Below are 20,976 nucleotides of genomic sequence, written 5' to 3'. Positions count from 1 at the left end.
GCCGTCCTGTGGTGTCCGCTCTGCGGGCAGGGGGCGCCGCGTTACACCACCTCGGCCATATTCCCCAGCAGGATGCCGGTCAGGGCCAGGTCCAGATCGCTGTCACCGGCGGCGATCTCGATCCCGGTGTCGAACTGCATATTGCTGCGGGTGATCTCCAGCGCCTCCCAGTCGGTGGCGGCATCCACGAACACCCAGCGGGGCGCGTTGTCGCTGGCCAGCCCCACGGCGGCGCGCAGCACCTCCAGCGCGTCCTGCGCGGTGATGGTGCCATCGCCGTTCATGTCGGCGGCGATGAAGGTCTGCGCCTGCGCCGGGCCGAAGCTGGGGTTCAGCCCCACGGCCAGGCGCAGGACCTCCAGCGCGTCCATGGCGGTGGGGCGGCCATCGGTGGCGGGGTCATGGTCGCGCGCGGCCTCCAGCCGGGCGCCAATGCCATTTGCCAGGGAGAAACCGAACATCCCGCCCGCGTCGCTGGTGGCGGTCTGGTCGGGCCAGCCTTCGGCCATCAGGGTCAGGGTGACACCCTCCATCGGCTGGCCCTGTGCGCTGGTCACCTGACCGGACAGGGTGACATCAAGCTCCAGATCGGCCACGGCGACGGTTTCGCGGTCGAACGTGCCCCTTCCGGAAAATTGCAGCAGGGCGATGTTTTCCAGCGTGTCGGTGCCGTCCGGGCTGTCTTCGCGCAGGTCGGTGACGGTCAGTCGGCCATCGGGGCCGCGGGTTATGTCATAATCCGCCGGGCGGCCGGAAAACACCGCCATGTTGGTGCCGCCACCGCCCAGCAGCAGGTCATCCCCCGGGCCGCCGATCAGGAAGTCATCCCCCGGCCCGCCGATCAGCGTGTCATTGCCCTCCAGCCCGTAAAGCGCGGTGCCGGTCGCGCCGGCTTCCAGCACATCGTCGCCGCCGCTGCCCAGCACCTCGGGCCCATAAAGCCTGACGAAGACATCATGATCGCCGCGCTGGGGGCCGTCTTCGGGGCTGTCGCTGACATACCCGTTGAACAGGCCAAAAAGCGGGCCGCCTTCCAGCGCGACGAAATCACCGGGACCGGCAAATCCCGTAATCCCGAAATCGCTGCGGTCCGGATCGCTGCGCACGCTGGCGATTTGCGTGACATCGCCGACCGTGTTGCCCTCGGCATCATAGCGCTGCGCGCGTTGCATATACGCTCGGCCCCCGGCAGGCGGCACAGCCATATGCCAGGAAACCAGCCAGCCTCCATCCTCCATTGGTGTGATCCAGGCGCTTGAAGACGAACCGCCCTCAATCCGCACGGCCGCGTCCAGCGGTGTGCCATCCTCGCCCAGCCGCCGCAGCTTTGCACCGCCGCCTTCGTCTATCCAGGCCGAGGTGTACCAGGTCGCCACCAGGCTTCCATCGGCCAGGGTGGCAATGTCGCTGGCATACTGATTGCCGGGCGTATCGGGATCCAGCAGGACAGGTTCCCCCGCCGGCGTGCCGTCTTCGTTGAACACGCGCACCGCCACGCTGATGCTGTCGCGCTCGGTGTCGTCCGGAGACAGGCGGATCAGCAGCGCGTATTTCCCGTCTTCCAGCATGGCGCCGCCGACCGTGGTGACGCTGGTCTGCCCGGCCGGGGAACTGGCCCAAGGCCCCAGCGCCACCGGCGTGCCGAGAGGGTCTCCGGCAGAATCGAACGTCTGGGTGAAGCTGTTGCTGGCTGAATTCAAGGAGGCCGTTCGTCCGTGCGCCGCAGTCCAGGTAAAGGCGAAGCCACCGGTGTCGAGCGAGGTCAGATCCCAGAACAGTGAACCGGCAGAGGAGGAAGACACCTCAGTATCGGCGGTGACTGTTGTGCCATCCGTCAGGGTATGGACACGCGTTGGCGCGGACAGGGCCCCCTGTTGAACAGGCGCATCCGCCGCATCGAACAGGGCGAAACGCGCCAGCCCGTCATCAAGCCAGCCGATGACGTAACCGCCGCCCTCCAGCCCGGTGACAACCGGGCGCAGGTAATTGTCCACCTCTGCCACAATCCGCTCTGGCCCGACCGGGTTGCCATCGCTGTCATAGCGGCGGGCCATGACCGCATTGTCGCTGAAGGTGCCCATGTTGCTGGTGTCGCGTGTATCGAACCAGACCACGATGGCGCCGCCGTCGGCCAGTTTCGCGCTTTGGGCGCGCCACTGTTCGAATGCGAAATCGTCATGCACCCGTTCCGTCGGGCCGATGGGGAAAAGCTGATAGGTCATGATCTGCTCCTGGTGCGGGGGCGCCTTGCGGGGCGAACCGATGTCAACGAGGCATGATTATCGCATGCAAACACGCCGGGTGGCTTTGCGGCAGGTCAACAACCAACAGGCGGCACGGGCCAAGGGGCGGCACGACGCAGGTTGCACCGTGCCGCGCGGTCGGTCAGGCCACCTCGGCCATGTTGCCCAGCAGGATGCCGGTCATGGCAATGTCCAGGTCGCTGTCCTGGGGGGCGATGCGGATGCCGGTTTCGACCGCGGTGTCGGTGCGGGACAGGCCCAGGCCGTCCCAGTCGGTGTCGGCGTCCATGAACACCCAGCGCGGGCCGGTCTCGCTGGCTATGCCCACGGCAGCGCGCAGCACGTCCAGCGCGTCCGTGGCGGTGATCTGCCCGTCGCCATTGACGTCGGCGGCGATGAAGTTCTGCGCCTGCGCCGGGCCGAAGCTGGGGTCCAGCCCCACGGCCATGCGCAGCACCTCCAGCGCGTCATTTGCCGTGGGGCGGCCGTCCGCATCCGGGTCAAAGGCGCGGTTGGCTGAAAGCGTGCCCGCCAGACCCTTGGCGACGATCATGTCGAACGCGCCATCGGGGCCGGTTTCGGTGGCCGGGGCATCCCAGCCATCTTCGGCCGGGGCGAAGGTGAGGGTCACATCGTCCAGCGCCTCACCCTGCGCGTCGGTGACCGCGCCGCGCAGCGCGATGTCGAGCTCCAGTTCGTCAACTCCGACCGTTTCCAGAGGCACGAAGCGCCCGCTGAATTGCAGCAGGTCAATCCCGGACAGGGTGTTGGTGCCGTCATTCGGCCCCTCGTCGCGCAGGTCGGTGACGATCAGGGTATCCTCGGGCCCGCGCAGGATCTCGTAATCGCGCTGTTCGCCGCCAAATCGCGCCAGATTGGTGCCGCCGCCCCCGATGATGGTGTCATCACCCGGGCCGGGGACAAAGAAGTCATTCCCCGCCCCGCCGATCAGCGTGTCATCGCCGTCAAAGCCAAAGAGCGCACTGCCGATGTCGGTGGCCTCTAGCAGGTCATCCCCGGCGGTGCCAAGGATATCGGGCGCGTGCATGCGGGCGCTGAAGCCGTCATTCAGCACCACGCGCTCTGCGCCTTCGTCATTCGCACCGGCGGTGGCCATGAACTGCAGCCAGCCAGCCTCTCCCATGTCGAAGACCTTGATCGGCGAGCCGAGGATGCGGTTGAAGTGATCCTCCTGAAAGGCGCGCAGCGTGGTTTCCAGCCCGCCGATCGGCTGGCCCTCGGCGTCATAGCGTTGCAGGTAGCGCGCATCGCTGTCGCCAGCCCGCTGGCCCACGATGAAGAAGCCGCCATCCCCGGTCGGATTGACAGTCGTCAGCGGGCGCGAGCTGGACCCGTCAAAGGACCCCTCGCCCGGGGCGACCTGAACCGCCTCGGTCATCGGCGCGCCTTCGCCGTCATAGCGGCGCCAATAGGCGTGCGTGTTCTCGCCCCAGATGGCAAAGGTCCAGGCAATGACAAAGCTGCCATCCTGCAGGGTTTCGACATAGGGAAAATCCCCGCCGTGATTGTCGGCCGAGGCCACGGGAAAGGCTTCACCGCGCGCGCTGCCATCGGCGTTGAAGAGCTGCGCGGCGACATTCAGTTGCGACCCCTCAGCCCCGCCAGGGGTGTTTTCGCCCGCGCGCAGGAGCACCACATAGCCACCATCGGGCAGCGCGGCGGACCCTGCGGGATAGATGCTGTCAGGCACATGGGCCTGGAACGGCAGGCTGACCACCCAGGGCTGGATCTGCGTGGGTTCAGATACCGGCGCGGCCCCGGCATCGAAGACCTGGGTGAACACGGCCCCAGCGCCTGAATACTGGGCCAGCAGCCCTGCATGCTGACCGGTGAAGGTCAGCGCCATGCCGCCATCTTCCAGCGCCGTGAGGGTGTTGCCGCCGCTGCCGGAATAGCTCTCGGGCGAGCGTTCGATCCCGTTGGCAATGAAGGGCGGTCGGCGCGGGGCGCTGACCATATGGCTGCCCGCCAGTGCGCCGCTCTCGTCATAGCTGCGCAGTTCCAGATTGTCCGACCCATCGGGGCGAAAAGCCACCGCAAAGCCCCCGTCGGCCAGCGCCGTCAGCGCTATCGGGTTGCTTTCGGTGGCGGACCAGATGTTGTCGGACAGAAGCTGCGAATGGGTGAAACTGCCCCCGGTATCGAAATGATAGGCGATCAGGTGGTTTTCAAAGGGTTCATCCGGATCAGGGCGAAAGCGCTGGGTGGCGATGGCAACAACGCGGCCATCAGACAGTTGCGCATAGCGCGGTGCGTTGAAATTGCCGGGCTCTCCGGCATGGGGACGGGTGAACGGGGTGGTGGGGAAAAGCTGATAGGTCAACGCCTGCTCCTGTCGCTGTGCATTTCAGGTCTGGTGCCGTCATCAGGGGGACGGCAGAGCATCCCTGGCAGTATCGCAGGCGCGGCAGGTTGGGGCTTTGACACAAATCAAGGATCTGAGAGCCAGGTTTTCCGGCGTCTGGCAGGTGCAGCGCAGCTGCCAGGCGTTGGTGGTCCCGCCGCCTGGCACCGCGTTGATCATCGCGGGTGCGCGGTTATGTGACCTCGGCCATGTTGCCCAGCAGGATGCCGGTCAGGCCCAGGTCCAGATCGCTGTCACCTGCGGCGACGGTGATCCCGGTGTCGAACTGCACATTGCTGCGGGTGATCTCCAGCGCCTCCCAGTCGGTGGCGGCATCCACGAACACCCAGCGGGGCGCGTTGTCGCTGGCCAGCCCCACGGCGGCGCGCAGCACCTCCAGAGCGTCCAGCGCGGTGATGGCGCCATCGCCGTTCATGTCGGCGGCGATGAAATTCAGCGCCTGCGCCGGGCCGAAACTGGGCTCCAGCCCCACGGCCAGGCGCAGCACCTCCAGCGCATCCATGGCGGTGGGGCGGCCATCGGTGGCAGGGTCATGGTCGCGCGCGGCCTCCAGCACGCCCGCGTCGCGCGCCAACAGGCTGAACCCCGCGGGGGGCACGGCGAAGGTCGCGCCTGCGGCATCGGTGAAGTTCAGGCTGACGCCGGCCAGCGTGCTGCCGTCCACGCCCTGCACGCTGACCGCGATATCGCGCAGCAGGATATCGGCCAGGGGTGCGGTTTCATCGGCGAATTCGGCCAGTTCGATATTCACCAGCCGGTCAGTGCCATTGTGATCTTCAGCCGCCTCGCGGGGGCGCAGGTCGGTGGCGGTGACCACCCCGTCCGTGCCCATGCGAAGGGCGTAATCGGCCAGCGCGCCGCTGAACACGGCCGTGTCCATGCCCACGCCGCCATCCAGCCAGTCATCGCCGGGGCCGCTGACCAGAAGGTCGTCGCCATCCAGGCCAAAGACCATGGTGCCAACATCGCGCGCGCTCAGCATGTCATCGCCGTCGGTGCCGAAGATCTGCGGCAGCAGCGTCTGGGTGAAGACGCCGAACTGGCCTGGGCCGGTCAGGCTGTGCCAGGCCAGCGTCACTGCGCCATCGGCATCGGTCTCCAGCGTCAGGGTACCGCCGACTGCGCGGGCGCCGATGGGTTCACCGGCCTCGATCCGCACCGGCGGGGCAAGCGGGTTGAAGTCGCTGTCCAGACGCTGGAACCAGCTGGCGACATCGCCGCGGGCAACGGGCGACCCTTCGCGCGCGGTATCCCAGACCAGCGCGATATCGCCATCGGGCAGGACCAGAGCCGACGCTTCGCGGGCATAGGGTTCGGTCGGTTGGCTGAGGGCACGCGGGCCGCCCAGGGGCTGGCCTTCGGCGTCATAGCGCTGCACGGTCACCGCCCAGCCGCCGATCACCGTGGGGTCGCCGCCCGGTGTGGTGGTCTCAAAACCGACCGGATCATTCCACAGCACGGCAAAACCGCCGTCGGGCAGGGGCAGGACCTCATGCCCCTTGGCGGTGCTCACGGTGCGGTCGGCGAAATCGGCAATCTGGAACGTATCGCCCGCCGGGCGCCCGTCGGCATCCAGCATGCGGCCAAAGAGGGCGTTGTGGCTGTCTTCGACCAGCGCGCGGAAGGATTGCCAGACGATGATGCTGCTGCCGTCTTCGAGCACTGCCGCCGATGGGGTGCCGGTGCGGCCGCCGAAATTTCCGAATGCACTGAGGGTATTGAGGTCCGAGACCGGCAAGGGCGTGCTTGGCGATCCGCCCGCATCGTCGAACCGTTGGTTGAAGATGCCGGTGCGGGTCTCCTGACCGAACCCGCCGCCAAGCTGGCCCGCCCATGTGACCGCGAAGCCGCCGCCGGGCAGGGCATCGACATTCACCCAGCCCGCGGCCCAGGTCTCGCCCAGCGCGTCAAGGGTCACGGGCGCGGAGCGCGGGGTGCCATCGGCGTCGAAGCTGCGCACGAAGTGTTCAAGGACGCTTTCGCGCGGACCCCAGGCAAGCGCGAAACCGCCATCCTCCAGCGCGGCAAGATCGAAGCGTCCGGCGCGGCCCATGACATGGTCGCCCAGAACGAATGGCGCGCCCTGCGGCTGGCTGTCGGCGTCAAGATGCTGGCCATAGTAGCGATAGACGGGCGCATCGTCTTCGAGGGTGCGCCCTTCGAAGACCATCAGGCGGCGCCCATCGGCCAGCGTGATCAGCTGCGGATGCAGCGTCTGCATCTCCTCGGTGTCATGACGGATCGGTTCGGTGCGGGGAATGGGTGTGAATGGCATGGTGAGCACTCTATGCAAACGCTGCGATGCAGGCGGTTGCGGCAAAGTTCAGGGCCCGGGCGCGGTGTCCCGCGCCCGGACGTGTCATACCTCGGCCATGTTGCCCAGCAGGATGCCGGTCAGGCCGAGGTCCAGATCGCTGTCACCGGCGGCGATGGCGATCCCGGTGTCGAACTGCACATTGCTGCGGGTGATCTCCAGCGCCTCCCAGTCGGTGGCGCTGTCGACAAAAACCCAGCGGGGCGCGTTGTCGCTGGCCAGCCCCACGGCGGCGCGCAGCACCTCCAGCGCGTCCTGCGCGGTGATCTGCCCGTCGCCATTGACATCGGCGGCGATGAAGGTCTGCGCCTGCGCGGGGCCGAAGCTGGGGTTCAGCCCCACGGCCATGCGCAGCACCTCCAGCGCGTCCATGGCGGTGGGGCGGCCATCGGTGGCGGGGTCATGGTCGCGCGCGGCCTCCAGCCGGGCGCCAATGCCATTTGCCAGGGAGAAACCGAACATCCCGCCCGCGTCGCTGGTGGCGGTCTGGTCGGGCCAGCCTTCGGCCATCAGGGTCAGGGTGACACCCTCCATCGGCTGGCCCTGTGCGCTGGTCACCTGACCGGACAGGGTGACATCAAGTTCCAGATCGGCCACGGCCACGGTTTCGATTCTGGGGGCGATCCAGCCCGAGAACTGCAGGAAGGCAATGTCTTCCAGCGTGTCGGTGCCATCGGGGCTGTCTTCGCGCAGGTCGGTGACGATCAGGGTGCCGCCGGGGCCACGCGCGATGTCATAATCGCCCTGCTGGCCGGAAAACACCGCCGTGTTCACCCCGCCGCCGCCCTGCAACAGGTCGTCGCCCGGGCCGCCGACAAGGAAATCATCCCCCGGCCCGCCGATCAGCACATCGTCGCCCTGACGGCCGAACAGCGCCATGCCGACCGCGCCGGCCTCCAGCACGTCATCGCCGGCCGTTCCCAGAAGATCAGGCGCGAAGGGGCGCAGGATCACATCCCAGCCAAGCTCACTTGTGCCCGCAGGATGATGGGCCTGCCAGACCCCCAGCATCGGGCCATCCTGCAGGGGGATCAGATCGACCGGGCCACTGAAATAGCCCATTCCCAGATCGTTGCGGGCGCCAGCATCGGATCTGGCATCGGCAAAGGGCACGATCTCGCCCACCTGGTTGCCTTCGGCATCGATGCGCAGGGCCGAACTTCGGGCGCTGGGGTTGCCCACATGGGTCAGGACCAGCATGAAGCCGCCATCCTCCATGGGCACGACCTCCTGATACGCGAAGCGCGCGCCGAGCGATTGCTCCGGGGTCAGGGGTGTGCCCTCGGCATCGAAGCGGCGCCAGTAGGTGCTGCTGTCGGGGCCGAAGGCGCCTGCATCGGACCAGGTCACAACAAAGCTGCCATCGGCCAGGGTATCGACCGCGGGCGCGGCCTTTCGATATACGAGCTGTTCGTTCACCAGAAAGCTGTCGGTGACGGGGGTGCCGTTGGCATCCATGATGCGGGCCAGAATGCCCGGCATGTCGGCGGGGTTGTCGGGATGGTTGTCGCCACCGCGAAACACCACGACATACTGCCCGTCCGCCAGCGGGGCGCTGCTTTCCACCCAGTCCATCCGGTCCTGCGCGAACGAGACTGTCGCCTCCCATGGCGTCACCTGGACCGGGGCGGCAATGGCGGTGCCATTGGCGTCAAAGGTCTGGGTGAAGGCGCTGCGCGCACCGGCAAACTGGTTCTGTTCACCGACATAGGCGCCGTTCCAGGTCAGCGCGAAACCGCCAGTGTCCAGGCTGGTCAGGCTGAGCGAGGCCGGGTCGGCCAGGGGCTGGACATCGACATCCCACCCGAAGAGGGCGCTGGTCACCGTGCGTGTGGGCAGAATGGCCAGATCGGCATTCACCAGCGCGCCATCGGCATCATAGGTGTTGACATGCGCATGATCGCGGGCCGTGCCGTCGCTGCTGAAACCGGCCCAGGCGATGACATAGCCGCCATCGTCCAGCCCGGTGACCACCGGATAGCGCAGCCCCACGCCGGTCTGGTCCTCGATCCGTTCGATCACCTGCAGGCCGCCATCCGGGGCGCCCGCGCTGTCGTATCGCTGCGCGACGATCTCATGATCGGGCCGCCCGTCTTCGGTGTCCGGGGGCAGCCGTTGCGCAAAGACGACAATCATCCCGCCATCGGCCAGGCGGGCGGCCTGCGGGGTGATCTGATCGCCCGCAAGATCGACATGAGCGGCGAAAGGAGCGCCGGATGGAAAAAGATGATAGGTCATGGCCCGACTCCTGGTTGCGAAGACAGGTTAACGACAGTTGAATCGTGCTGACCTTGATGAAGGTCAACTTGCGTCAGCCAATCATGAAATGGTGACCTTGGCGCAGCAGGGGCGTTTCGGAGCCATGCGTCTAGGCAACCTCGGCCATGTTGCCCAGCAGGATGCCGGTCAGGCCAAGGTCCAGATCGCTGTCACCGGCGGCGATGGTGATCCCGGTGTCGAACTGGACATTGCTGCGTGACAGGTCCAGCGCCTCCCAGTCAATGGCGCTGTCGACAAAGACCCAGCGGGGCGCGTTGTCGCTGGCCAGCCCCACGGCGGCGCGCAGCACCTCCAGCGCATCCAGCGCGGTGATGGTGCCATCGCCGTTCATGTCGGCGGCGATGAAATTCAGCGCCTGCGCGGGGCCGAAGCTGGGGTTCAGCCCCACGGCCAGGCGCAGCACCTCCAGCGCGTCGATGGCGCTGGGGCGACCGTCAGCCGCCGGGTCATAGTCGCGGCTGGCCTCCAGCGTGCCGGCGGCGCCCGGTGCGGCCTCCAGCGTGAAGCGGCCCTGGGCATCGGTCTGGGCGGTTGTGGAGGCTTGTTCAGAATCCGCGGGGGTGAAGGTCACGCTGACATTGCCCAGCCCGTCGCCGCCAGGCCGCGTTACCAGCCCTGCAAGCGTGCCCGGTTCGTCCGTGTCCCCGTTGTCGCCTGGATCGCCGTTGTCATCCCCGTTGTCATCACCATTGTTGGGTGTGTCCTCCGGCGTGGGGGCGGCAATCACCTCGACCCCGCCAGAGGCGCGGGCGAATTGCAGAAGCTGGATGTCCTGCAGCCGGTCGGTGCCGTCGTTGGGCCCGTCCGCGCGCAGATCGCTGACAATCACCGTTCCATCCGCGTCAACCTGGATGTCGTAATCGGCCCGCGTGCCGCCGAAGACGGCCATGTTCTGCCCGCCACCGCCGATCAGCACATCATCGCCCGGGCCACCGATGAAGATGTCATCGCCCGGCCCTCCGATCAGCGTGTCATCGCCGTCGAACCCGTAAAGCGCGGTGCCGGTGTCCCCTGCTTCAAGCGTATCATCACCCGCCGAGCCCAGGATATCCGGCGCATGCATCCGCGCGCTGATCCCTTCGGCAAGCTGGATGGTTTCAGGGCCTTCGTCATTGCGCCCCTGGGTGGCAAGAAGCTGCAGCCAGCCCGCATCCCCCATGTCGAAGACCTTGACCGGACTTTGCAGGATGCGCCCGAAGTGCTCTTCATCGCTGGCGCGCAGCGTGGCATCCAGGCCCCCGACGGGCTGACCCTCTGCGTCATAGCGTTGCAGCAAGCGGGTGCTGTCGGCGCCGACACGATGCCCGGTGATGAAGAAGCCGCCATCCTCCGTGGGGCTGACCGTCACCATCTGGCGCGTGAGCGACAGCGCGAAAGAGGCAGCGCCCGGGGCGACCTGCACCGCATCGCCCAGGGGGGTGCCGTCGCCGTCATACCGCCGCCAGAAGGCCTGGTTGGCGCTGCCGCGCTGTTCATTGACCCAGGCAACGACAAAACTTCCGTCCGCCAGCGCGGCGGCATGGGGAATGCTGCCATCATGGTTTTCGGCGCTGGCCACGGCAAAGGGGTCGGACCGGGGGGTGCCATCGGCGTTGAACATCTGGGCGGCAACAATCCGGTTCTGGCCTTCGACGCCGCCCGGGGTGTTCGCGCCCGCACGCAGGATCACCGCATAGCCCCCATCCGCCAGCGGGACCGAGGCATGGACACTGGCGCTGTCGGCCTCAGCATCGGCCCCCGGCGCCCGGACCACCCAGGGGGCAATCTGCAGCGGATCCGTCCGCGGTGTGGCATCGGCGTCGAAAACCTGGGTGAAGCTGGTCCCGGCCCCGTCATACAAGGCGAACACGGACGCGTGCGAGGCAGAGAAGCCGAGCGCAAAGCCGCCATCCTCCAACGCGCTGAGGGCATTGTCACGCCCCCCGGTAATGGTCACGGGCGCCTGTTCCTGCCCGCCTGCGTCAAACACCCGGGGTGGCGCGGTCACCGCATGGTCGCCCCGCGGGGTGCCATCGGCGTCAAAGCTGCGCAGATGCAGAAAATCGGACCCGTCGCGGTTGAAGCTGACCACAAAGCCGCCATCGCGCAGGCCGATGATCTCGGTGCCGCGGGAAAAGGGCGTGCCCGCATCCTGCACCAGCACCTGCGTATCGGTCAGCACGCCCTGCGGATCGAAGCGATGCGCCACCAGCCGGTTGACAACGGGGCCGTCCGGGTCGGGGCGGTATTGCTGGGTGGAGACCGCGATCACGCTGCCATCGGTCAGCTGCGCGTAATCGGGTTCCCGAAAGGCGCCGGGATCATCCGCATGGGGGCGGGTGAAGGCGGTGGCGGGAAACAGCTGGTAGGTCATGGGCACCTCAGGCATGTCAGGGCTGGCGGGGGTCCGTCAGCCCTTTATTGCCGGGGTAGCGCCGCCGGGCAAGCCCGGCGCGCAGGTGTCATGCACCCCTGGTTGCGGCAAGTGCCGGAGGGGCCATGAACGGCCGCTGCCGCGCGCCCGTTTGACGGTGGTTCAGCCCCGCGCGCGGCGCCCGCCGCGGCGCCCGGAACTGGCGGCGCTGGCGGCTTTCGAGGCCTCGGCAAAGCTGGCGCCTTCCTTCACCGCGTCCAGAACCTTGGCCAGGCGGATCCATTCGCCGCCGTTTGCGTCATGGTTCATCAGCAGGTTGGCGGCGCGGATGGCCTCCATCTCCACGGCGCGGACGGGGTTCATGATGGCGCTGGTCATGCCCGCGCCGATGGCCATGGGCAGGAAGGCCGCGTTGATCCCGTGGCGGTTGGGCAGGCCGAAGCTGATATTCGAGGCGCCGCAGGTGGTGTTGACGCCCAGTTCATCGCGCAACCGGCGGACCAGGGCAAAGACCTGTTGCCCGGCGGTGGACATGGCGCCGATGGGCATGACCAGCGGGTCCACCACGATGTCATGCGCGGGGATGCCGAAATCGGCGGCGCGTTCCACGATCTTCTTCGCCACGGCGAAGCGCACATCGGGGTCTTCGGAAATGCCGCTGTCATCGTTCGAGATAGCGACCACCGGCACGTTGTATTTCTTGACCAGCGGCAGGATCGCTTCCAGGCGGTCTTCTTCGCCGGTGACCGAGTTCAGCAGCGGCCGCCCCCTGGTGGCCGCCAGACCGGCTTCAAGCGCGGCCGGGACCGAACTGTCGATGCAGAGCGGCACATCCACCAGCCCCTGCACCAGCTCCAGCATCTTGGTCATCAGGGGCGGTTCGGTTTCGTTGGGGTTGGGGTTGGAGTTGTAGACCACCCCTGCATTGACATCGAGCACCATGGCCCCGCAGGCGACCTGCTCCAGCGCGTCCTTTTCCACGGTCGAAAAATCGCCGGCTTCCAGTTCGGCAGCCAGTTTCTTGCGGCCGGTGGGGTTGATCCGCTCACCGATGACGCAGAACGGCTCGTCAAAGCCGATGGTGACGGTCTTGGTGGCGGATTCGATGACGGTGCGGGTCATGGGGTTCTTTCTGTCAGCTCTGGTTTGCGGGACGCGCGGCGGCGCCGCCATGGTCGATGGCCCAGGTGGCATTGGTCTTGATGCCGCCCAGCGGGAAGAAATGCACACGCTCGATGTTGAACGCGGGGTGCGCGGCCTTGTGCGCGGCCAGATCGGTGACAAGCTCGGTCGGCTCGAACGGCAGCAGCAGCTTGGTGACGTCCTTGGCGCGTTTCTGCAATACCTTGAGCGAGGGGCCGACGCCGCAGGCAATGGCGAACTTGATCAGCGTCTGCAGCTTGGCGGGACCGGCCACGCCGATATGGACGGGCAGGTCGATGCCCTCGGCCGCCAGACGGTCGGCCCAGGCGATGAGGGGTTTGGCCTCGAACGCGAATTGGGTGACGATGGCCATGGGGATGCCGCTCTGGCGGGCGAACTCGGCCTTCCAGCGCAGGGCCTCCATCACCGTGCGGTCGCCGCCCTGGGGGTCGATGTCGCGGTTGCCTTCGGGGTGGCCTGCGACATGCAGCCGGTCAAACCCGTCAAAGAGGCCGGTTTCCAGCAGTTGCATGGAGTTGTCATAGGCGCCATGGGGCTTGGCCACGCCGCCGCCCAGCATCAGCGCCTGGCGCACGCCCGCCTCACCCTGGTAGCGGGCGACCCAGTCGGCCAGGGTGGCGCGGTCCTTGATGATGCGCGCGGGGAAATGGGGCATGGGCTCCATCCCTTCGGCACGCAGGCGCGCGGCGGTGGCGACCATGTCTTCGATGGGCGTGCCTTCGATATGGGCGATGTAGACGCGGGTGTTCGCGGGCAGCAGGTCGCGGAAATCGGCGACCTTTTCGGCGGTGCGGGGCATGACCTCGATGGAGTAGCCATCGAGGAAGGCCTCAACCTGCGGGTTTGCGGCCCCGGCAACCCGGGGGGTCTCCGCGCGACGGAAATTCAGCAATGCCATGACCAGCTCCCGGATACGCCTCACGCCCAGCCTTCGTTTGCAATGAGGGATTTCAACCTGGCGCTGTCATACTCGGCTTCCAGCGCCGCTGCGGTGGCTTTCGCGACATCTTCATCATCGCCAGCGACCTCGACCGGCGGGGCCTTGCGCCATTCGGCCAGATAGGCATCGGCATCCCTGGCGCCGACCTTCATGGCGCAACGGTCGATGGCCTGTTCGAAGCGTTCCGAAAGCGCGATCTTCTGCGCGCGCCGGCCCTTGCCGACGATCACCTGCGCGGGGATGTCGCGCCAGTAGACGATGACCAGTTGTGCCATGGCTGTTTCCTCTGCCCGCTGTCTGGCCGTGTCATAGGACAATCCCGGGCGCGGGGTGCCATGATAGCGACATCGGGTCCGCCGGTTGCGACCAGGGCGGGCTGTCAGGCGGGGGACCAGTCGCGCGGGGCGTTGAGGAAGGTTTCGACGGCATCCAGCGTTGCGGCGTCGAAATCGCCGCCGCGCCGGGCCTCGGCCAGGACATCATGCCAGGTGCAGAGGGCGTGCAGCCGCACCCCGTGTTCGGCCAGCCGCGGTTCAGTTTCCGGAAAGATGCCGTAATAGAAGATCACCGCCGTATGGGCGCAGGTGGCGCCGGTGTCGCGGATGGCATCGACGAAGCTGAGCTTGGAGCCGCCATCAGTGGTCAGATCCTCGACCAGCAGGACGCGCTGGCCGGGGGTCATGGCGCCTTCGATCCGGGCGTTGCGGCCATAGCCCTTGGGCTTCTTGCGCACATAGGTCATGGGCAGGCCCAGCCGTTCGGCCACCAGCGCGGCAAAGGGGATGCCCGCGGTCTCGCCCCCGGCGATATTGTCGAAGGCTTCGAAGCCCGCATCTTCGAGCACCCGGCAGGCGAGGAAATCCATAAGTGTGGAGCGGATGCGCGGGAAGCTGATGAGCTTGCGGCAGTCGATATAGGTGGGGGCTTTCAGCCCGCTGGCCAGGGTGAAGGGCTCGGCCGCGTTGAAATGCACGGCCTGGATGTCCAGCAGCATCCGCGCGGTGAGACGGGCGGTGGTGGCGCGGTCGGGGAAGGTGGCGGGCAGCATGGGCGGTCCTTTTGGGCGGGGGTGCTGGGTGGACAGGGCGCATGCGGGGGTTTCACACCCCCGCACCCCCGTGGAGTATTTGCGGCAAGAAAATGAACATGCGCTCAGGCCTTGTCGGTTGCCGGTTCGGCGACCTGCCAGTGGAGTGGAAATCCCGGATCGAAGAGGGTGACGGGACCGTCGCCGGTCTGGAGCTTTTCGGGCAGGGTGAGGGGGGTGTCGGCGCGGGTGAGGGTGATGCGATCCTCGTTCGCGGGCAGTTGGTAGAAGGCGGGGCCGTGGAGCGAGGTGAAGCCTTCGAGCCGGTCGAGCGCGTCCTCGGCCTCGAACACATGGGCGAGGATGGGGAGCGTATGGGGGGCGGTGAAGCAGCCCGCGCAGCCGCACGCGCTTTCCTTGGCGCCATCCGGGTGCGGCGCGCTGTCGGTGCCCAGGAAGAAGCGCGCATCGCCCGAGGTGGCGGCGGCGCGCAGCGCCAGGCGGTGGGTTTCGCGCTTGGCCACGGGCAGGCAGTAGTAATGGGGCCGGATGCCACCAGCGAGGATATGGTTGCGGTTGATCACCAGATGGTGCGTGGTGATGGTGGCGCCGAGGCCCTCGGGGGCGGAGCGCACGTAATCGGCGGCGTCCGATGTGGTGATATGTTCCATCACCACCCGCAGCCCCGGCGTGGCCTGGCGCAGGGGATCGAGGATGCGGTCGATGAACACCGCCTCGCGGTCGAAGATGTCGATCTCGGGGTCGGTGACCTCGCCATGCACGCAGAGGGGAATGCCGGCCTCGGCCATGGCCTCCAGCACCGGGCGGGTGCGGGTGAAGTCGCGCACGCCCGAGGCCGAATTGGTGGTGGCGCCCGCCGGGTAGAGCTTCACCGCATGGATGATGCCCGCGGCATGGGCGGCGGTGACGTCGGCGGGGTCGGTGTCCTCGGTCAGGTAGAGGGTCATCAGCGGGGTGAACCCGCTGCCCGGGGGCAGGGCGGCGCGGATGCGGTCGCGGTAGGCTTCGGCCTGGGCGCCGGTGACCACGGGCGGCACAAGGTTGGGCATGATGATGGCGCGGGCGAAATCGCGCGCCGATTCGGGGGCCACGGCGCGCAGCATCTCGCCGTCGCGCAGGTGCAGGTGCCAGTCATCGGGACGGCGCAGGGTCAGGGTCGGTGCCATGGCATCGGGGTTACACAATGCCGCCGCGCAAATCCAGATCGCAAATGGGTGTGGCTGCGCTTCAGGCCGGGGCCTTGCAGCGGGCCTCGGCCTGTTCGAGCAAGGTTTTGACACGCTCTGACGGCGCGATGCGCAGCGCCGCGCGGGCGGCCAGCACTGTCAGCCGTGGCCGGCCCAGTGATTCGGTGCGCAGCACGATCCGGGCGACATAGCTGGCCAGGGACTGGCGGCGGCGGAACAGGCGGAAGAAGCTGGCCCGGGTCAGCGCCCCCTGGCAGGCCAGTTCCAGCGCCGGGGTCAGCACATTCATGCGCATGAGTTCGCCCGCCGTATCACGCCCCAGCCAGCGGGTGCGCAGCGCGGTGACATTGGCGCCGTGAAAGAGGCTGGCGTGCATCGCATCCAGACGGCGGGCCGGGTCATAGATCAGGGTCATCTGCGCGGCAGCCTCGATCATGTCCGGGGCGTAGCCGAAGCGCGAGGTGAAATCCAGCCGCCGGGTCTGCGGGAAGCGGGTGTCCCATTCCGCCCGGGCCGTGTCCAGGGTGGCCTGCGGGGCAACGGTCAGCACGGTGGCACCGGGGGCGGCCACCGAATAGCTGGCCGCGGCATAGCCGCAGGGGCCGGTGCCAAAGAACACCACCTGGTCGAAGCCCTCGAAGACCCCGTCATCGATCAGCCGGTCGAAATGGTCCCACACGGCCGGGTCACGAAACCAGCTTTGCCCCCGGGCCACCAGGGTCAGCGAAGACCAGCCGTTCTTTCCGGCGATCTCATAGCCAAGCGGGCGCTGGCGGCCACCTGCGGCGCGGATCTCGGCAGCGATTTCGAAGGTGACCAGAAGCACCTTGTCATTGCCACGGCAGAAGAACGCGGCATGTCGGCGGCCAAGCGGGTCGAAGCTGCCGACCTCCTCGCCCAACTCGTCCAGACGGGCCAGCCATTCGGCCTCGGTCTGGGCCTTGGAGAGGTCGATATCGGTGAATTCCTGGTTCATGGGGCCCCCGCGCCGGTCTGTATTCTGGTCAGACAGGGTGATCGTGCAGGAGCATGTCGGCATCCCGGAGGAAACACGGCAAAATGTAGAAGATTCGTCAAGTGCGCGTGGACAGACTGTTTCCATATGCACCTTCAGGTTGTATTTACTTTTTGTATGCACGTTTTAGGTTCGCGCGCGGTCGCGGGACTGCGCGAATTTCGGCGGGTATGCACATGAAATATCCGCTTGCTAGCCGATTGTGCAGGTTTCATAGTCATGCCGGGCGAAAGAGCAGGGAGAGGCGCGGTGCCGGGAACTTGGATTGCGCGCGCAGTGCTCGCCGGTTGGATGCTTGTTGCACCGCTGGCGGCCATGGCCGATCCTGTTCCGGGGCAGCAGGAGGCGGCCTTTGAGGAGGCGGTCGAACTGTGGCTTGCCGATGCCGAGGCCGATGCCCTGCCGATGCTGTCGGACCTTGCACAGGAGGGGAATGCCGCAGCGCAGCTTCTGCTGGCGCTGATCGACAAGTCGCCTGCACTGCAGGGGCCGTGGCTGTCACAGCTGCCGCGCGCGGAACGGGTAGAGCTGATGCGGATGCCCGGGGGGCTTTCGGGTCGCAGCTGGATGCATGAAGCGGCTGAACAATCGCCGCTTGCGGGATTGTGGCTTCGACTGTGGGCGGCAGATGCGCCGGCCGCGCTGGCCCTGGACTTCGCTGCCGAAGGAGAGGCCCGCGCCGCGCGCGAGGCATTGATATATGCCGCCAAGCGTGAGGCAGGCGGCATGGCCGCGCTGGTCGATCACCCGGACTACCCGCCCGGCCTGCGGTTTCTGGCCTGGCAGGACGGCGCCGCGATTGATGGTGAAGACCTGGCCCCGGGCGATCCGCAGCGGCGCATGATGGGGCTGGAGCTTGCGACCGATGAGGTTGCCGATTGGCTGTCCACAGCCCCCGAAGCGCTGTCGGTGCGCCGGTTCTGCGACAACCGCTGCGCGGCCAGTGCCCGGTCCTGCACCATGGCCGCCGCACAGGCGATGGGCGCCCACAGCATTCTGCTGACCTTTGGCAGCCCGTCGGAACGGTTGATCGATGCGGCGCGCTTTGCCGCCAGTGCGCGGGGCCAGTCGGCGCTGCTGCGTCGCGTGGCGCTGAGCACCGATGCCCGCGGGCGCCGACACCTTCTGGCCGATGCCGAGGCCACGGACCCGTGTTTTGCCGTGCATCTGCAAGAGGCCATCGAACGTTATCGCGCGCCGCTGATCACGTCTCCGCTGCCTCCGGCAACCGACTGAGGCGGCTGCCGGTTGTTCGGTGCATCGGCGGTGTTCCGAGGGCCGAAGATGCGCCCATGCGGCGGCGCTGCAGGTGATGCGGCCCGCGCAGGGTGACAGCGACCGGATCCGGTTTCTTCGGGATTGCGGCGCAGGGTCAGCCTGCGCCGCGGCATCTGCCCGCCAAGGGCCGGGGGCCTCAGCAGGCGGGGAGGGTGCTGCGTTCCATGCGGCGGCTGCGCTTGACCGCGCGATGCCAGGGCAGGGCCTGAGTCTGGGCGGCGCTCTCGCGGGTGACCCAGTCGATCCAGCGCTTGCGAACAGTCATGGCGGCGTCCTTTCTGCGACCCGAAGTTCTTTCGATGTTTCGAAAAATGCCGGGCGTTTGGGGCAGGAACTTGGCGCCGTCGCGGAGAATTCCGGGCGCGGCGCGCGGTCAGATCACGCCGTCGCTCATGGCGCGGGCCAGATGGTCCACGGCCTCGGCCAGATGGGCGTCCACCACATGCAGGTAGTCCGTCCAGTCCGAGATCCCCTCCAGCGGCCGCGCCCCGTCCGAAATGCCGCGCAGCGCGATCAGCGGGACTGAAAACCGCTGGCAGGCGCGCAGGATGGCAAAGGTCTCCATATCCACCATGTCCTGGGCAATCCCGTCATATGCGGCGCCCGAGACGATATTCGCTCCGGTCGACAGGCTGGCCCCGGGAATGCCGGGAATACGCAGGGGCAGGGCGATTTCCGCCGGCAGGTCCAGAAAGGGCGTGACCCCTGCGGCAAAGCCCAGCGGGGTTGCATCCATGTCTCGGTAGGCAACGCGGGTGGCCTGATAGACCGCGCAATGTTCCAGCCGGGCCGAACCGGCCGAACCCAGTGACACCACCAGATCCGGCGCGCGCCCCGCCCCGCGCGCCTGTGCCAGTGTTGCGGCGGCCGCCACCCCGCCCTCGACCGGGCCGACCCCGGTGATGACCGGACGAAACCGGGCGCGCAACTGCGGGCCGTATTCGGGCTCGGCCGCCATCAGGAACAGGACCCGGCGCCCGGCGATATCGGCAAGGGGCGGATCGGTCGGGGCAAGCTGGGACATGGGGTGGCACCTGGCGCGGGTTGAACAGTGACTGTCAGCTGTTGTTGGCCATAGCCGCCACCGGGTCAAGGGTGGGGGTGCGTTGCTCTTCGACCGCCTGCCAGAGGTGCCGTGCTTCGCTTTCCCGCTGCCGGGCCGGATCGCCTTGCCCTGGCGGTTTTACGGGCGTATCGGGGTCTGATGCGCCTGTTTCGTAATCATATTGCCGATGCCAGGCTGGTTCTGGTTCTGGGCCTGCCGCTGGCAGGCAGCCATCTGGCGCAATTTGCGCTGCAGATCACCGATACGGTCATGCTGGGCTGGTATGGCGTCACCGACCTTGCTGCGGGTGTGCTGGGCGCGACGGTGTTCTTCACGCTTTTCATCCTGGGCACCGGGATCGCCAATGCGGTCATGCCCATGGTCGCCACCGCCGCCGCCAGCGATGATGATACCGAGGTTCGCCGCGCCACCCGCATGGGGCTGTGGCTGTCGATCGGCTTTGGCGCGGCGGTGATGCCGCCCCTGTGGTGGTCCGAGGCGATCCTGCTGGCCCTGGCCCAGCCCGCCGATGTGGCTGCCCTGACCCAGGATTACCTGCGCATCCTGGCCTTCGCCATGGTCCCCGCGCTGGTGGTCATGGTGCTGAAATGCTATCTGGCGGCGCTGGAGCGCACGCAGGTGGTGCTGTGGGTGACGGTGGCGGCGGTCTTCGTGAATGTCTTCGTCAACTGGGTGTTCATCTTCGGCAATCTGGGGGCGCCGGAGCTGGGCGTGCGCGGTGCGGCCATTGCCACGATCATCGTGCAGGTGCTCAGCGCGCTGGCGCTGATGGTCTATTGCGCCTGGCTCCCGGCGTTGCGGCGCTACACGCTCTGGGCGCGGTTCTGGCGCCCGGACTGGGTGGCCATGGGGCAGGTCTGGCGGCTTGGCTGGCCCATCGGCATCGCCCTGGTGGCCGAAGCCGGGCTGTTTGCCGCCACGGCGGTGATGATGGGCTGGTTCGGCACCCGCGAACTGGCCGCGCATGGAATCGCGCTGGAAATCACGGCGGCCTTCTTCATGATTCACCTGGGCCTGTCGAACGCTGCGACCGTGGTGGTCGGGCGTGCGCGGGGGCGGGGCGATCAGGCCGCATTGCGGCGTGGAGCGCAGGCGGCGGTGGCGGTGTCGCTGGTCTTTGCGACCCTGACCATGGGGATCTATCTCCTGTTCGGCGAGCTTCTGGTGGGTCTGTTCCTGGCCCCGGACGACCCCGAGCGCGCGGTGATCATTCCCATCGGCGTGTCGCTTCTGGTTGTGGCCGCGCTTTTCCAGCTGGCCGATGCCGCGCAGGTGATGGCCATGGGGCTGCTGCGCGGGGTAAAGGATACCAAGGTGCCCATGTTCATCGCCGCGGGCAGCTACTGGCTGGTCGGGATCAGCGCCAGCTATGTGCTGGGGGTGGTGCTGGGATTCGGCGGGCAGGGCATCTGGTTCGGCCTGGTGATCGGGCTGACCCTGGCGGCGGTGCTGCTGATGGTGCGGTTCTGGCGCGGGGCGGGGCGGGCGGAAACCACCGCCGCCGTCTGATCCCGCGCGTTGCCCCGGCGGTGGGCACTACCTGAAAAGGGGCACTCCCGCCCCCTGCGCCGCCACAGCTGCGCTGTGACGTCACAGGCGTTGGGGCGGGGGGCGGCGGGGGGGGGGGGGCCGGCCCCCCCGGGGGGGGGCCCGGGGGGGGCCCCCCCCCGGGGGGGGGGGCCCCGGGCGCGGGGGGCGGGGC

The 20,976-nt window shown here is 67.6% G+C and carries 15 protein-coding genes; 2 read left to right on the top strand and 13 right to left on the bottom strand.

Translation table 11 applies throughout. The annotated features are described in order from the left end of the window. Nucleotides 1-41: 41 nt before the first annotated feature. From HUK65_RS06025 to HUK65_RS05975, 11 genes are all read right to left on the bottom strand, one after another. Complete coding sequence (locus HUK65_RS06025) at nucleotides 42-2,222, bottom strand: dockerin type I domain-containing protein (protein ID WP_179905250.1); 2,181 nt, start codon at nucleotides 2,220-2,222, stop codon at nucleotides 42-44. A gap of 163 nt (nucleotides 2,223-2,385) precedes the next feature. Next, nucleotides 2,386-4,587 carry a dockerin type I domain-containing protein gene (locus HUK65_RS06020; protein ID WP_179905249.1) on the bottom strand — a complete coding sequence of 734 codons (2,202 nt, stop codon included), beginning with the start codon at nucleotides 4,585-4,587 and terminating at the stop codon, nucleotides 2,386-2,388. A gap of 214 nt (nucleotides 4,588-4,801) precedes the next feature. After that, complete coding sequence (locus HUK65_RS06015; protein ID WP_179905248.1) at nucleotides 4,802-6,904, bottom strand: dockerin type I domain-containing protein; 2,103 nt, start codon at nucleotides 6,902-6,904, stop codon at nucleotides 4,802-4,804. An 84-nt stretch (nucleotides 6,905-6,988) separates the two neighbouring features. Next, nucleotides 6,989-9,181, bottom strand: a complete 2,193-nt coding sequence (locus HUK65_RS06010) for a dockerin type I domain-containing protein (protein WP_179905247.1) — start codon at nucleotides 9,179-9,181, stop codon at nucleotides 6,989-6,991. A 130-nt stretch (nucleotides 9,182-9,311) separates the two neighbouring features. Continuing rightward, nucleotides 9,312-11,576 (bottom strand): dockerin type I domain-containing protein, encoded by a 2,265-nt coding sequence (locus HUK65_RS06005; protein ID WP_179905246.1) that lies wholly within the window; start codon nucleotides 11,574-11,576, stop codon nucleotides 9,312-9,314. A gap of 162 nt (nucleotides 11,577-11,738) precedes the next feature. Next, nucleotides 11,739-12,698: a methyltetrahydrofolate cobalamin methyltransferase gene (locus HUK65_RS06000; protein ID WP_179905245.1), complete on the bottom strand. Its 960-nt coding sequence runs from the start codon at nucleotides 12,696-12,698 to the stop codon at nucleotides 11,739-11,741. Nucleotides 12,699-12,711: 13 nt separating this feature from the next. Then, a complete protein-coding gene (locus HUK65_RS05995; protein ID WP_179905244.1) occupies nucleotides 12,712-13,638 on the bottom strand; it encodes a methylenetetrahydrofolate reductase in 927 nt (308 codons plus the stop codon). A gap of 20 nt (nucleotides 13,639-13,658) precedes the next feature. Next, nucleotides 13,659-13,955 (bottom strand): virulence factor, encoded by a 297-nt coding sequence (locus HUK65_RS05990; RefSeq protein WP_179905243.1) that lies wholly within the window; start codon nucleotides 13,953-13,955, stop codon nucleotides 13,659-13,661. A gap of 104 nt (nucleotides 13,956-14,059) precedes the next feature. Then, complete coding sequence (locus HUK65_RS05985) at nucleotides 14,060-14,728, bottom strand: orotate phosphoribosyltransferase (RefSeq protein ID WP_179905242.1); 669 nt, start codon at nucleotides 14,726-14,728, stop codon at nucleotides 14,060-14,062. A 104-nt stretch (nucleotides 14,729-14,832) separates the two neighbouring features. After that, on the bottom strand, nucleotides 14,833-15,894 hold the full coding sequence (gene pyrC / locus HUK65_RS05980) for a dihydroorotase (RefSeq protein ID WP_179905241.1): 1,062 nt from the start codon (nucleotides 15,892-15,894) through the stop codon (nucleotides 14,833-14,835). A 61-nt stretch (nucleotides 15,895-15,955) separates the two neighbouring features. Then, entirely contained in the window at nucleotides 15,956-16,891 is a 936-nt protein-coding gene (locus HUK65_RS05975) for a phosphoadenosine phosphosulfate reductase (RefSeq protein WP_179905240.1), read from the bottom strand. 330 nt (nucleotides 16,892-17,221) lie between these two features. On the opposite strand from HUK65_RS05975, the gene HUK65_RS05970 reads away from it, so the two are divergent. After that, a complete protein-coding gene (locus HUK65_RS05970; RefSeq protein WP_179905239.1) occupies nucleotides 17,222-18,166 on the top strand; it encodes a hypothetical protein in 945 nt (314 codons plus the stop codon). Between the two features lie 178 nt (nucleotides 18,167-18,344). On the opposite strand, the gene HUK65_RS18990 is transcribed toward HUK65_RS05970, so the two are convergent. Next, a complete protein-coding gene (locus HUK65_RS18990; RefSeq protein ID WP_268839286.1) occupies nucleotides 18,345-18,473 on the bottom strand; it encodes a hypothetical protein in 129 nt (42 codons plus the stop codon). A 108-nt stretch (nucleotides 18,474-18,581) separates the two neighbouring features. Further along, nucleotides 18,582-19,232: a 5'-methylthioadenosine/S-adenosylhomocysteine nucleosidase gene (locus tag HUK65_RS05965; RefSeq protein WP_179905238.1), complete on the bottom strand. Its 651-nt coding sequence runs from the start codon at nucleotides 19,230-19,232 to the stop codon at nucleotides 18,582-18,584. 180 nt (nucleotides 19,233-19,412) lie between these two features. On the opposite strand from HUK65_RS05965, the gene HUK65_RS05960 reads away from it, so the two are divergent. Beyond that, entirely contained in the window at nucleotides 19,413-20,783 is a 1,371-nt protein-coding gene (locus HUK65_RS05960; protein WP_179905237.1) for an MATE family efflux transporter, read from the top strand. The last annotated feature ends 193 nt before the right edge of the window (nucleotides 20,784-20,976 follow it).

It is taken from the genome of Rhabdonatronobacter sediminivivens, assembly GCF_013415485.1.
In the GTDB taxonomy this organism is placed as follows: domain Bacteria; phylum Pseudomonadota; class Alphaproteobacteria; order Rhodobacterales; family Rhodobacteraceae; genus Rhabdonatronobacter; species Rhabdonatronobacter sediminivivens.
Note: the sequence above shows the minus strand (reverse complement) of the source record. Positions and strands in the feature narration are given on the sequence as shown.

Excerpts from the sequence above, each read along its gene's own strand:
- HUK65_RS05990 (WP_179905243.1), bottom strand. The coding sequence starts at position 13,955 with ATGGCACAACTGGTCATCGTCTACTGGCGCGACATCCCCGCGCAGGTG.
- HUK65_RS06015 (WP_179905248.1), bottom strand. The coding sequence starts at position 6,904 with ATGCCATTCACACCCATTCCCCGCACCGAACCGATCCGTCATGACACC.
- HUK65_RS05970 (WP_179905239.1), top strand. The coding sequence starts at position 17,222 with ATGCTTGTTGCACCGCTGGCGGCCATGGCCGATCCTGTTCCGGGGCAG.
- HUK65_RS05975 (WP_179905240.1), bottom strand. The coding sequence starts at position 16,891 with ATGAACCAGGAATTCACCGATATCGACCTCTCCAAGGCCCAGACCGAG.
- HUK65_RS05960 (WP_179905237.1), top strand. The coding sequence starts at position 19,413 with ATGCGCCTGTTTCGTAATCATATTGCCGATGCCAGGCTGGTTCTGGTT.
- HUK65_RS05985 (WP_179905242.1), bottom strand. The coding sequence starts at position 14,728 with ATGCTGCCCGCCACCTTCCCCGACCGCGCCACCACCGCCCGTCTCACC.
- HUK65_RS05995 (WP_179905244.1), bottom strand. The coding sequence starts at position 13,638 with ATGGCATTGCTGAATTTCCGTCGCGCGGAGACCCCCCGGGTTGCCGGG.
- HUK65_RS05965 (WP_179905238.1), bottom strand. The coding sequence starts at position 19,232 with ATGTCCCAGCTTGCCCCGACCGATCCGCCCCTTGCCGATATCGCCGGG.
- HUK65_RS06005 (WP_179905246.1), bottom strand. The coding sequence starts at position 11,576 with ATGACCTACCAGCTGTTTCCCGCCACCGCCTTCACCCGCCCCCATGCG.
- HUK65_RS18990 (WP_268839286.1), bottom strand. The coding sequence starts at position 18,473 with ATGACTGTTCGCAAGCGCTGGATCGACTGGGTCACCCGCGAGAGCGCC.
- HUK65_RS06010 (WP_179905247.1), bottom strand. The coding sequence starts at position 9,181 with ATGACCTATCATCTTTTTCCATCCGGCGCTCCTTTCGCCGCTCATGTC.
- HUK65_RS06000 (WP_179905245.1), bottom strand. The coding sequence starts at position 12,698 with ATGACCCGCACCGTCATCGAATCCGCCACCAAGACCGTCACCATCGGC.
- HUK65_RS06025 (WP_179905250.1), bottom strand. The coding sequence starts at position 2,222 with ATGACCTATCAGCTTTTCCCCATCGGCCCGACGGAACGGGTGCATGAC.
- pyrC (WP_179905241.1), bottom strand. The coding sequence starts at position 15,894 with ATGGCACCGACCCTGACCCTGCGCCGTCCCGATGACTGGCACCTGCAC.